The organism is Actinomadura geliboluensis, assembly GCF_005889745.1.
In the GTDB taxonomy this organism is placed as follows: Bacteria; Actinomycetota; Actinomycetes; order Streptosporangiales; family Streptosporangiaceae; genus Spirillospora; species Spirillospora geliboluensis.
Window position 1 is genome coordinate 1 of the sequence record NZ_VCKZ01000310.1, and the last position, 11,085, is coordinate 11,085.

The following is an 11,085-nucleotide window of genomic DNA, read 5'->3' on the forward strand; positions in this document are numbered from 1 at the left end:
GTCACGATCACCCCGGCCGCCATCTGGGTGCCGAACGGCTGGTCGAACCCGGAGACGCCGGTGAACTTGGAGATCGCGACCGTGGCGGTCTGCATCTCCTTCTTGTTGACCATGGACAGCGCGATGAGGAACTCGTTCCACGCGGCGATGAACGTCAGGATCGCCGTGGTGAACACCCCGGGCGCCGCCAGCGGGACGATGATCTTGCGGAAGGCCTGGCCGCGGGTGCAGCCGTCCACCATCGCGGCCTGCTCCAGCTCGAACGGCAGCTGCCGGAAGAACGCCGTCAGCAGCCACACCGACAGCGGCAGCGCGAACCCGAGGCTGGGCAGCACCATGGCCTGGTAGGTGTTGATCCACTTGATGTCCGTGAAGAGCTTCAGCAGGGGGACCAGCTGCGAGATTCCCGGGAACATCGTGGTCGCGACGATCAGCCCGAGCACCGCGTTCTTGAACCGGAAGTCGAGCCTGGCCAGCGCGTAGGCGGTGAACGTGCCGATCAGCAGGGTCAGCACGGTGGTGAGGCCGGCCACGACGAGGCTGTTCAGCAGCGCCCGGCCGAACCCGTTGCCGCCGGAGAAGACCGCGGAGAAGTTCTCCCACGACCACCGGGACGGCACGATCGAGTTGTCGAACTGGTCCTGCGGGCGGCGGAACGCCGAGATCGTCATCCAGTAGAACGGGGCGAGGCAGTACACCGCCACCGCCGCGAACCCGAGATGGGACAGCAGCCGCTTGGCCTGGGTCATGCCGCCTTCCTCCGCTCCCGCTTGGTCTGCCGCCGGGCCTCGCCGATGATGTCGGCGCCGAGCAGCTTGACGAACAGGTAGGCGATCAGCGCGATGTAGAGGAACAGGATCGTCGCGTACGCCGCCGCCGATCCGTAGCGCAGGTTGGACGCCTCGAACCAGGCGATCATCGTCAGCGTCTCCACCGACTTCTGGTTGACGCCGATCAGCACGGCGGGCAGGTCGAACATGCGCAGCACGTCCAGCATGCGGAACAGCACGGCGACCAGTAGAGCGGGCTTCACCAGCGGAAGCGTGATGCGGAAGAACTGCTGGACGGGCCCGGCGCCGTCCACCCGTGCCGCCTCGTAGACGTCCCGGGGGATCATCTGCAGCCCGGCGAGGACGAGCAGCCCGATGAACGGGGAGGTCTTCCACACCTCGGCGATGACGACGGCCGCCTTCGCGGGGAACCCGTCGGCGGTCCACAGGATCTGCCGGCGCAGCAGCGCGTTCGCGGCGCCGTCCGCCTGGAAGATCCAGCGCCACAGCAGCCCGGAGATCGCGGTGGGGATCGCCCACGGGACGAGGATGCTGGCGCGCACGACGGCCCGCCCCTTGAACGCCTGATGCATGATCAGCGCCATCGCGACGCCGATCAGCGTCTCCAGCACCACCGTGGTCAGGGTGAAGAACGTGGTGTTGGAGAAGGCGTTCCAGAACGCGTCGGCCCGGTCGCCCTGGAAGATCGCGGTGTAGTTGTCGAGGCCGACGAACCGGTCGCCCTCGACGACGAACCCCTGCGCGTCCAGTCCCTCGCCGCGCGCGTACAGCGACTCGCGGAACCCCGCGAGGACGGGGTAGCCGATGACCAGCGCGAGCACCAGCAGCGTCGGGGACAGCAGCAGCGCGGCGAGGCGCCTCGTCCCCTGCACGTCGCGCCCGCGGCGGCGGGCGGCGCCCGCCGCGGGGGTTCCCGCGGCGGACGGCGTCTCGGTGGCGGCCGTGTTCACTGCGCGGTCAGCGGCTGGAGCTTGGCCTGCAGGTCGGTCAGGGCCTGGTCGACGGGCTTCTTGCCGGTCACCGCGTCGTACATCTCGCCCTGGATCGCGGCGGTCACGTCGCCGTACTTCACCGCGACCGGGCGCGGCTTGGCGTTCGCGATGGCCTGCTTCAGCACGGGCAGGTACGGGAACTTCTTCACCATCTCGGGGTCGTCGTACAGCGCGGCGACCGTCGGGGCCTGCGAGGTGGCGAGCAGGTTGGCGCGCTGCGACTGCTCACCGGTGAGGTACCGGATGAAGTCGAGCGCGGACGCCTTGTTCTCGGCGAACGCGGAGATCGCGAGGTTGTGGCCGCCGAGGTTGGCGACGCCGGGCCCGTTCGGGCCGGGCAGCGGCGCGACCGCGAACTTGCCCGCGACCTTGGACGAGCCGTCCTTCTGGTCGGCCAGCGCGTACTGGTACGGCCACTGGCGCTGGAAGACGAGCTTGCCGGACTGGAAGTAGCGGCGCCCGCCCTCGGTGTCGAGGGTGACGGCCTCCTTCGGCATGTGCTCCTTCTTGGCGCTCACGAGGAACTCGACGCCCTGCTTGGCCTGCGGGGTGTTCAGGGTCGGCTTGCCGTCCGGGCCGATGATCGCGCCGCCGGCGCTGCCGATCGCCTCGACCGCGCTGATCGTCAGGCTCTCGGTCTTGTTGACCTCGGTGAAGAAGCAGTCGATGCCCTTGGCCTCGGGGAGCTTCTCGACCTCGGCGCAGGCGTCCCACATCTCGGCGTAGGTCTTCGGCGGCGCGGAGACCCCGGCCTTCTTCAGCAGGTCCTCGCGGTAGTAGAGCATCCCGGCGTCGGACGTGGACGGCACCGCGTAGAGCCGGTCCCGGTACTGCCCCGTGCTGATCGTCGCGGGCAGCATCCTGGACAGGTCGACCTGGCTCTTCGGGATCTCGGTGAGCCAGCGGTTGGCGGCGAACTCGGCGGTCCACACCACGTCGAGGTTGAGCACCGCGTAGGCGTCCGACTTGGTGGTGGCGTTCTGGATCATCTGCTGCCGCTGGTCGTTCGGCTCGTCCGGCAGCTCGATGATCCGGACCTGCTCCTTCGGGTGCTCGGCGTTCCAGCCGTCCACCTGCTTCTGCAGGTAGCCCGAGCGGTCCTTGCCGGTCACGAAGGTGATGGGGCCGCGGCCCTGCAGACTCGCCTCGCCTGTGCCGCCCTGCGCGCCGTCGTCGCCGCCGCAGGCGGCCAGCGAGAGCGCGAGGCCGGCGCAGACGAGGGCGCCCGCCAGGGGGGCGCCGCCGATCCGGGGGGTGCGCCGCATGGTGTCCTCCTTCGCGGGGGACGTGCCGCGCCGGGCCGTCGTCCCGCAGGTCAAGAGATGGGGGCTGGACCGGGACGTTAGCAACGTGTTGCAGGGACGTAAACCTCTTGCAGAAACTTTCAGCAAGTCCGTGGCCGATCTGTAACCGTTTACAGCAGCCGGAGAATCCGCTCGACACCCGCGCGGGCCTGCGCCAGGCTGCCTCCGTGACGAACCACGACCCCGGCGCGGCGCTGGACCTGGTCCGCGACCACACGATCCTGTCCGTGGTGACCGGCTCGCGAGCCTACGGCCTGGCGACGAGTGCCAGTGACGTCGACCGGCGCGGCGTCTACGCGGCCCCGGCCCCGCTGTTCTGGGGTTTCACCAAGCCGCCGACCCACCTGGACGGCCCGCTGCCCGAGCAGTTCTCCTGGGAACTGGAGCGTTTCTGCGTGCTGGCGCTCGGCGCGAACCCGACCGTCCTGGAGTGCCTCTGGTCGCCGATCGTGGAACGCGTCACACCGGTCGGCGAGGAGCTGCTGGCCGTCCGGCCGGCCTTCCTGTCGCGGCACGCGCACCGCACGTTCCTCCGCTACGCCGACGCCCAGTTCCGCAAGTTGGAAGGCGACTTGCGCAACGGCGGCGCGCCGCGATGGAAGCACGTCATGCACATGCTGCGGCTGCTGGCGAGCGGCCTGCACCTCGTCCGGCACGGCGAGCCCCGGGTGGACGTCGGCGACCTGCGCGACCGCCTCCTCGCCGTCCGCCGCGGCGAGGTCGCCTGGGCCGAGGTCGAGGAGTGGCGCGCCGCCCTCACCGCCGAGATCGACACCGCCATGGCCCGCACCCCCCTCCCGCCCGAACCCGACCGCACCGCGGTCGAGAACCTGCTGATCTCCATCCGCCGCAGGAGCGTGACCTGGTGAGACTCCCCGAGGGCATGCTCGCCCGCCTGGCCGCCGAGCACCCCTGCCCCCGCGCGTTCCTGACGGTCAGCGGGGCGCACCTGTACGGCTTCCCGTCCGAGGACTCCGACATCGACCTGCGCGGCGCCCACCTGCTGCCGCTGGAGGAGATCGTCGGCCTGGAGACGGGCGAGCAGACCGTCACGCTGATGTGGGACCACGCGGGCGTGGAGGCCGACGCCGTCACCCACGACCTGGCGAAGTTCTGCGCGCTGCTCCTGCGGCGCAACGGCTACGTCCTGGAGCAGGTCATGTCCCCGCTGGTCGTGACCACCTCGGATGTGCACGCCGAGCTGAAGGCGCTGGTCCCGGGGCTGGTCACGTCCAACCACGCGCACCACTACCTGGGGTTCGCGCGGACGCAGTGGGCGCTGTTCGAGAAGTCGCGGGAGCTGAAGCCGCTGCTCTACACCTTCCGGGTGCTGCTGACGGGCGTCCACCTGATGCGGACGGGTGAGGTCGAGGCCGACCTGACCCGTCTCGCCGGGGACGGGCCCGCCTACCTGCCGGAGCTGGTCGAGGCCAAGCGCTCCGCCGAGCACGGCGCGCTGCGGGAGGGCGCGCCCACACCGTCCCGGCTCCGGGACGACGTCGCCGCGCTCACCGCCCGGCTGGAGGACGAGCGCAGCGCCACCCGCCTGCCGGAAGCGCCGGCGAACCGCCGCGGGCTTCATGAGTTGGTGGTCCGGGCGCGCCTAGGCTGAACCCTGCGGAGCCTCCCCTGCGTGCCACCGGTTGTACGGACCGTTTTGGGAACGCAACCACCGGGTGCGGTCGCCACGTACCAGAGGTGATTGCGGAGCCGAGGAAGGGGAGCGATGCGCGAGCAGGGCATCGACGAGAAGGACATCGCGGAGGCGGACCTCAGGACCCGGCGGGGCGTGTTCCGCGCCGTCGCCTTCCGGGACCCGGTCGACGGGCACGAGCACATGGCGCTGGCGCGAGGCGACGTCCGGGGGCGCGCGGACGTGCTGGTCCGGATGCACTCCGAGTGCATGACGGGCGACATCTTCGGCGCGACCCGCTGCGAGTGCGGGGACCAGCTCGGCTCGGCGCTGGACGCCATCGTCCGGGAGGGCGCGGGCGTCCTGGTCTACCTGCGCGGGCACGAGGGGCGCGGGATCGGGCTCGTCGCGAAGGTCCGCACCCACATCCTGCAGGACGACCAGGGCCTGGACACCGTCGACTCCGCCACCGCCATCGGGCTGCCGGTGGACGTCCGCGACTACGGCCCGGCCGCGCGGATCCTGCGGCACCTCGGCGTCCGGTCGGTGCGGTTGATGTCGAACAACCCGGACAAGGTCAGCGCGCTGGAGTCCTACGGCGTCGCCGTCGCGGCGCGGGTGCCGCTGCTCGTCCCCGTCAGCGACGACAACGTCCGCTACCTCACCGCCAAGCGCGACCGGCTCGGGCACGACCTGCCGCAGCTGGACGCCCCCGCCGTCCTGGACGAGGCCCCGGTCAGCGAGGTGCGCTGATGACGCGGCCGATGACGTTGACGCGCCCGGCGCCCGTGCGGGTGCCGTTCGCGCCGCCGCGCCGGTACCGGCTGACCCGGGGACCGGAGCTGGCGCTCGCGGCGGCGGCGCAGCTGGCGCTGCTGGCGGTGCTCCGCCCCGGCCACGCGGGCCTGGCCGTGGGCGGCGGATACGCGCTGGCCGCGTGGGTGGTGCTCGCGCGGGCGTTCCGGGGGCGCGCGCTCGGGCCGGCCGACCACGTGACGCTGGTCAGGGTCGTGCTGACCGGGGGTGTGGCGGCCCTGGTCGCGGGGCATCTGACCGGTGGCGGGCACACCTGGGCGCTGGTCGCGGCGGCGTCGGCGGCGCTCGTCCTGGACGGGGTGGACGGGCAGGTCGCCCGGCGCACCGGCACGGCGTCCCGGCTCGGCGCGCGGTTCGACATGGAGACCGACGCCCTCCTGGTGCTGGTGCTGAGCGTCGAGGTCGCCTGGTCGGCGGGGCCGTGGGTGCTCGCGATCGGCGCGATGCGGTACGCGTTCGGCGCGGCGGCCTGGGCGGCGCCGTGGCTGCGCGCCGACCTGCGGCCGAGCGTCGCGCGCAAGGCCGTCGCCGTGGTGCAGGGCGTGGTGCTGGTGGTGGCCGCGGCGGGCGCCGTCCCGCACGCGGGGCTGCTCGTGGCGGCGGCGCTGGCGCTGCTGGTGTGGTCGTTCGGGCGGGACGTGCGGTGGCTGTTCGCGCGGCGCGACCGGCGGGCGGCGGGCCCGGTGGAAGCAGTGGAAGCGGCGGAAATGGTGGAAGCGGTGGAAGCGGTGGGTGCGACTCGGGGGAGGAGCGGGGATGGAGCGCGACGCGCGCGCCTTCTGGATCCTGTCGCCCGGTAAGGGGGAGATCCGCGATGCCGTCCTCCCGGAGCCGGGGCCGGGGGAGGTGCTGGTCCGGACGCTGTTCTCCGGGGTGAGCCGGGGCACGGAGGCGATCGTGTTCCGCGGCGGCGTCCCGCCGAACCAGCACGCCATCATGCGGGCGCCGTTCCAGGACGGGACGTTCCCCGGCCCGGTCAAGTACGGGTACCTCAACGTCGGCGTGGTCGAGGAGGGCCCCGCCGAGCTCACCGGCCGGACCGTGTTCTGCCTCTACCCGCACCAGACCCGGTACGTCGTCCCGGCGGGCGCGGTCACCGTCGTCCCGGACGAGGTGCCGCCGGAGCGGGCGGTCCTGGCGGGGACGGTCGAGACCGCCGTGAACGCGCTGTGGGACGCGGCCCCGCTGGTCGGCGACCGGATCGCCGTGGTCGGCGCGGGGATGGTCGGCTGCTCGGTCGCCGGGGTCCTCGCCGGGTTCCCCGGGTGCCGCGTCCAGCTGGTCGACACCGACCCGTCGCGCTTCGCCGTCGCGGAGGCGCTCGGCGTGGAGTTCGCGACGCCCGAGGGGGCGGCGGGCGGCTGCGACCTCGTCGTCCACGCGAGCGCGACCGAGGCGGGGCTGGCCCGGTCGCTGGAGCTGCTCGCCCCGGACGGGCAGGTCGTCGAGCTGAGCTGGTACGGCGACCGGAAGGTCAGCGTGCCGCTCGGCGAGTTCTTCCACTCGCGGCGGCTGACCGTCCGGGGCAGCCAGGTCGGCGCGGTGCCGCCGGCGCGGCGGGCGAGCCGGAGCTTCGCCGACCGGCTGGCGCTCGCGCTGCGGCTGCTGGCGGATCCGGCGTTCGACGCGCTGGTCACGGGGGAGAGCACCTTCGCGGAGCTGCCGCGGATCATGCCCGCGCTGGCGGCCGGGAGGCTGCCCGCCCTGTGCCATCGGATCGTCTACTGAGGAGGGCTTCTTGTTCGGTATCACCGTCCGCGACCACATGATGATCGCGCACAGCTTCCGCGGCGAGGTGTTCGGGCCCGCGCAGCGGCTGCACGGCGCGACCTACGTGGTGGACGCGACGTTCCGCCGGGCCGACCTGGACTCCGACGGGCTCGTCGTCGACATCGGGCTCGCCACCCGCGCGCTCGGCGAGGTCCTGGGCGGGCTGAACTACCGCAACCTGGACGACGAGCCGGACTTCGCCGGGGTGAACACCTCGACCGAGTTCCTCGCCAAGGTCATCGCCGACCGGCTCGCCGGCCGCGTCCACGCGGGGGCGCTCGGCGAGAACGCGCGCGGGCTGTCCGGCATCGCGGTGGCGCTGCACGAGTCGCACGTCGCCTGGGCCAGTTACGAGCGGGAGCTATGACCGCGCCGGAGATCCCGTTCGTCGTGCCGGGCGGCGTCGGCGGCGCCGGCGCCCCGAGCGGCGGCGACCGGTACGACCGGCGGGTGGCGGAGGAGCTGGCGGCGTCGGGGCGGCCCGTCCGGATGCTGCCGGTGCCGGGGTCGTGGCCGCGTCCCGGCGAGCCGGCGCGGACCGCGCTCGGCCGCTCCCTCGCCGCGCTCCCGGACCGGAGTGTCGTGCTGCTGGACGGCCTGGTCGCGTGCGGCGTGCCGGACATCGTCGTCCCCGAGGCGGGACGGCTGCGGGTGGCGGTCCTGGTGCACCTGCCCCTCGCGGACGAACCCGGACAAGAAGACCTCAACGCGGGCGAACGCAAGGTCCTGGAAGCGGCGGCCGCCGTCATCGCGACCAGCCCGTGGGCGAAGGACCACCTCATCGCCCACCACGGCCTCGACCCGTCCCGCGTCCACGCCGCCCCGCCGGGCACCGACCCCGCGCCCCTCGCCTCCGGCACCGACGGCGCGACCCGCCTGCTGTGCGTGGCGTCGGTGACCCCGCGCAAGGGCCACGACGTCCTGGTGGAGGCCCTCGCCACCCTCGCGCACCTGCCGTGGCACTGCGAATGCGCCGGCCCGCTGGACCGCGTCCCCGGCCATGTGACGCGGCTGCGCCGCCTGATCGGCCGGCATCGGCTCGGCGACCGGGTCGAGCTCGCCGGGCCCCTCACCGGCAAGCGGCTGGACGACGCCTACGCCGCCGCCGACGCGCTCGTCCTCGCGTCCCGCGCCGAGACGTTCGGGATGGTGGTGACCGAGGCGCTCGCGCGCGGTGTGCCCGTCATCGCGACGTCGGCGGACGGCGTCCCCGACGCGCTCGGCTGGGACCCGACCGGGGCCGTCCCCGGCCTGCTCGTCCCGCCCGGCGACCCCACCGCACTCGCCACGGCGCTGCGCCGCTGGCTCGTCGACCCCGACCTGCGGGGCCGGCTGCGCGCCGCCGCCCGGCTGCGCCGCACCATGCTGCCGGGCTGGGACGACACCGCCCGCCGCATGGCCACCGTCCTATCCCGGATGCGCAGGGAGGCGCGCCATGATTGAGGGAACCGAAGGCATCGACACGAGATCGTCGAGCGGGTACGCGCCGTCGTGGCTGGCGCTGCGGGAGGAGGCCGACGCCGCCGCGCGGGCCGGGGAGCTGCTGGTCCCGCTCCGGGCGGCGCTCCCGGCGGACGGGCCGCTCGTCATCTGGGACCTCGGCTGCGGTACCGGCTCCGTCGGCCGCTGGCTGTCGGGGCGGCTGCGCGGCCCGCAGCACTGGATCCTGCACGACCGCGACCCCGCGCTGCTCGACCTCGCCCGCGCCAATGCCTACGTCACCGCCGACGGGCTGCCCGCGACGGTCGAGACGCGCGCCGGCGGCATCGCCGAGCTGCGCGCGTCCGACCTGGTCGGCGCGTCGCTCGTCGTCGCGTCCGCGCTGCTGGACGTGCTCACCGCCGCCGAGGTCGAGGCGATCGCGGCGGCGGCCGGCTGCCCGGCGCTGCTCACCCTGTCGGTCGTCGGCCGCGTCCGGCTCACCCCGTCCGAGCCGCTCGACGCCGAGTACGCCGCCGCGTTCGACGCGCACCAGCGGCGCGGCGGGCTGCTCGGGCCCGACGCCGTCACCGCCGCGACCAGGGCGTTCGGGCGGCGCGGCGCCACGGTCACGACGCGTCCGAGCCCGTGGCGGCTCGGTCCCGGCCAAGCGGAGCTGATCGCCGAATGGCTGCGCGGCTGGGTCGGCGCCGCCGTCGAGCAGAACCCGGACCTGGCCCCGTTCGCGGACGACTACCTGAGCCGCCGCCTCGCCGCCTGCGCCGACGGCCGGCTCACCGTCGAGGTCCAGCACCTGGACCTGCTCGCCCTCCCCGGAGGACCGTCGTGAAGAGGCTGTGGCCGTGGGGCCGCCTGGTCATCGGGCTGGGCATCCTGGGCGCGCTGCTGTGGTGGCACAGCACGGACGCCTTCGTGGCGGCGCTCCAAGCCATCGACGCCACCTCCGTGGCCGTGGCCCTCGCCATCGGTCTGCTGACCACGACGCTCAGCGCGGCCCGCTGGTGGCTGGTCGCTCGACGTGTCGGCCTGCACCTGCCCATGGCCGGTGCCATCACGGACTACTACCGGGCCCAGTTCCTCAATGCGGTGCTGCCTGCCGGTGTTCTGGGGGACGTCCACAGGGCGGTGAGCCACGGCCACCGCTCGGGTGACGTCGCCCGTGGAGTGCGGGCGGTTTTCCTCGAACGGACCGCCGGTCAGGGCGTCGCCATCGTCGCGGGTGTCGCGGCCCTGTTCGTCCACCCGTCCTTGCTGTCGGCGATGGCCCCGGCCCTCATCCCGATTGGGGTCGTCCTTGTTCTGCTCCTTGTCCTGGGACGCTGGAAGCACCCGGCCCTGGTATCCACGTTCGCCGACCTGCGCGCCGCCGCGCGCGCTTGGCCCGGCATCGTCGCCCTGTCGGTCGCGGCACTCGCGGGACACCTGGCGCTGTTCGTCGTCGCGGCCCGCCTGGTCGGCGCGACGGCACCGCTCGTCCAGCTGCTCCCGCTCCTGCTGCTGGCGCTGCTGGTGATGGTGCTGCCGATCAACGTCGGCGGCTGGGGGCCGCGCGAGGCCGCCCTCGCCCTGGCGTTCGGCGCCGCCGGGCTCGGCTCAGCGCAGGGCCTGACCGTCTCCGTCGTCTACGGGGTGCTGAGCTTCGTCGCGTGCCTGCCCGGCGCCGCCGCCCTGCTGCTGAAGCACCGCGAGGACGTCCCCGAACGCCGCGACAAGGCTCCGCAGCGCGTCCCGGCCCTTGCCGGCGCGGGCCAGTGACGGCCGCCCGATGACGCCGGACTCGGTGTAGGCGGCCATCCCGGCCGTCAGGAGGTGCCGCCGGTCGTCGGCCAGGTGATCGGCGGTGCCGTACCCGTCCCTGAGCAGCTCCGGATGGGCGTGCAGCAGGATCGACGTCTCCAGCTCCCCGGCGTGCATGTCGCTGTCCCCGGACGTCTCGACGCCCGCCGCGCGCCGCGCGTCCTCCCAGTCGTCGAACCCGGGGAACAGCGCCATGTCGCCGTGCGCCTCCTGCACGACGTTGCCCAGGACGTAGTTGCCGCCGTGCCCGCTGACCAGCACGAGCTTCGGCACCCCGGCCCGGCGCAGCGACTCGGCGACGTCCCTCACCACCGCGTGGAGGGTCGCCGCCGAGATGCTCACCGTCCCGGGCCAGCCGGCGTGCTCATGCGAGCACGAGATCGTCACGGGCGGGAGCGTCCGCACCGGATGGGTCGTCGCGATCTCCGCCGCCAGCGTGCACGCGATCACCGTGTCCGTCGCCAGCGGCAGGTACGGGCCGTGCTGCTCGAAGCTCCCCACCGGCAACAGGGCCACGGGGACGTCCGGCACCTCGGTACTCG

General features: G+C 73.5%; 12 protein-coding genes and 1 pseudogene. 9 read left to right on the forward strand and 4 right to left on the reverse strand.

What is annotated here, in order from left to right; translation table 11 throughout:
* From ETD96_RS32120 to ETD96_RS32130, 3 genes are all read right to left on the reverse strand, one after another.
* Positions 1–749: carbohydrate ABC transporter permease (locus ETD96_RS32120; protein ID WP_138640245.1), on the reverse strand; the 749-nt coding region annotated here is incomplete at its 3' end.
* Positions 746–1,741: a carbohydrate ABC transporter permease gene (locus ETD96_RS32125; RefSeq protein ID WP_171069334.1), complete on the reverse strand. Its 996-nt coding sequence runs from the start codon at positions 1,739–1,741 to the stop codon at positions 746–748. The genes ETD96_RS32125 and ETD96_RS32120, both read right to left, overlap by 4 nt.
* The gene (locus ETD96_RS32130; RefSeq protein WP_138640246.1) at positions 1,738–3,048 is read right to left on the reverse strand and encodes an ABC transporter substrate-binding protein; all 1,311 of its coding nucleotides are present in this window, start codon (positions 3,046–3,048) and stop codon (positions 1,738–1,740) included. The genes ETD96_RS32125 and ETD96_RS32130 overlap by 4 nt, the downstream gene beginning before the upstream one ends.
* A 206-nt stretch (positions 3,049–3,254) precedes the next feature.
* Between ETD96_RS32130 and ETD96_RS32135 the strand changes: the two genes are divergently transcribed.
* The 9 genes and pseudogenes from ETD96_RS32135 to ETD96_RS47025 form a co-directional block, all read left to right on the forward strand.
* Entirely contained in the window at positions 3,255–3,956 is a 702-nt protein-coding gene (locus ETD96_RS32135; protein ID WP_240808375.1) for a nucleotidyltransferase domain-containing protein, read from the forward strand.
* Positions 3,953–4,699 carry a nucleotidyltransferase domain-containing protein gene (locus ETD96_RS32140; protein ID WP_240808376.1) on the forward strand — a complete coding sequence of 249 codons (747 nt, stop codon included), beginning with the start codon at positions 3,953–3,955 and terminating at the stop codon, positions 4,697–4,699. The genes ETD96_RS32135 and ETD96_RS32140 overlap by 4 nt, the downstream gene beginning before the upstream one ends.
* Before the next feature lie 114 nt (positions 4,700–4,813).
* Complete coding sequence (ribA, locus tag ETD96_RS32145; RefSeq protein ID WP_138640247.1) at positions 4,814–5,473, forward strand: GTP cyclohydrolase II; 660 nt, start codon at positions 4,814–4,816, stop codon at positions 5,471–5,473.
* On the forward strand, positions 5,473–6,336 hold the full coding sequence (locus tag ETD96_RS32150; protein ID WP_240808377.1) for a CDP-alcohol phosphatidyltransferase family protein: 864 nt from the start codon (positions 5,473–5,475) through the stop codon (positions 6,334–6,336). The genes ribA and ETD96_RS32150 overlap by 1 nt, the downstream gene beginning before the upstream one ends.
* Positions 6,293–7,264 (forward strand): zinc-dependent alcohol dehydrogenase, encoded by a 972-nt coding sequence (locus tag ETD96_RS32155; protein WP_138640248.1) that lies wholly within the window; start codon positions 6,293–6,295, stop codon positions 7,262–7,264. Before ETD96_RS32150 ends, ETD96_RS32155 begins: the two co-directional genes overlap by 44 nt.
* A gap of 10 nt (positions 7,265–7,274) precedes the next feature.
* Positions 7,275–7,673 carry a 6-pyruvoyl trahydropterin synthase family protein gene (locus ETD96_RS32160; protein WP_138640249.1) on the forward strand — a complete coding sequence of 133 codons (399 nt, stop codon included), beginning with the start codon at positions 7,275–7,277 and terminating at the stop codon, positions 7,671–7,673.
* A complete protein-coding gene (locus ETD96_RS32165; RefSeq protein WP_138640250.1) occupies positions 7,670–8,749 on the forward strand; it encodes a glycosyltransferase family 4 protein in 1,080 nt (359 codons plus the stop codon). Before ETD96_RS32160 ends, ETD96_RS32165 begins: the two co-directional genes overlap by 4 nt.
* Positions 8,742–9,575, forward strand: coding sequence for a class I SAM-dependent methyltransferase (locus tag ETD96_RS32170; RefSeq protein WP_205719548.1), 834 nt, complete (start codon positions 8,742–8,744; stop codon positions 9,573–9,575). The genes ETD96_RS32165 and ETD96_RS32170 overlap by 8 nt, the downstream gene beginning before the upstream one ends.
* An 83-nt stretch (positions 9,576–9,658) precedes the next feature.
* A pseudogene (locus ETD96_RS47025) lies at positions 9,659–10,336 on the forward strand (lysylphosphatidylglycerol synthase domain-containing protein); the annotation flags it as partial.
* A 3-nt stretch (positions 10,337–10,339) separates the two neighbouring features.
* On the opposite strand, the gene ETD96_RS32180 reads toward ETD96_RS47025, so the two are convergent.
* On the reverse strand, positions 10,340–11,074 hold the full coding sequence (locus ETD96_RS32180; RefSeq protein ID WP_138640256.1) for a creatininase family protein: 735 nt from the start codon (positions 11,072–11,074) through the stop codon (positions 10,340–10,342).
* Positions 11,075–11,085: the final 11 nt, after the last annotated feature.

Excerpts from the sequence above, each read along its gene's own strand:
- ETD96_RS32130 (WP_138640246.1), bottom strand. The coding sequence starts at position 3,048 with ATGCGGCGCACCCCCCGGATCGGCGGCGCCCCCCTGGCGGGCGCCCTC.
- ribA (WP_138640247.1), top strand. The coding sequence starts at position 4,814 with ATGCGCGAGCAGGGCATCGACGAGAAGGACATCGCGGAGGCGGACCTC.
- ETD96_RS32150 (WP_240808377.1), top strand. The coding sequence starts at position 5,473 with ATGACGCGGCCGATGACGTTGACGCGCCCGGCGCCCGTGCGGGTGCCG.
- ETD96_RS32155 (WP_138640248.1), top strand. The coding sequence starts at position 6,293 with ATGGAGCGCGACGCGCGCGCCTTCTGGATCCTGTCGCCCGGTAAGGGG.
- ETD96_RS32165 (WP_138640250.1), top strand. The coding sequence starts at position 7,670 with ATGACCGCGCCGGAGATCCCGTTCGTCGTGCCGGGCGGCGTCGGCGGC.
- ETD96_RS32170 (WP_205719548.1), top strand. The coding sequence starts at position 8,742 with ATGATTGAGGGAACCGAAGGCATCGACACGAGATCGTCGAGCGGGTAC.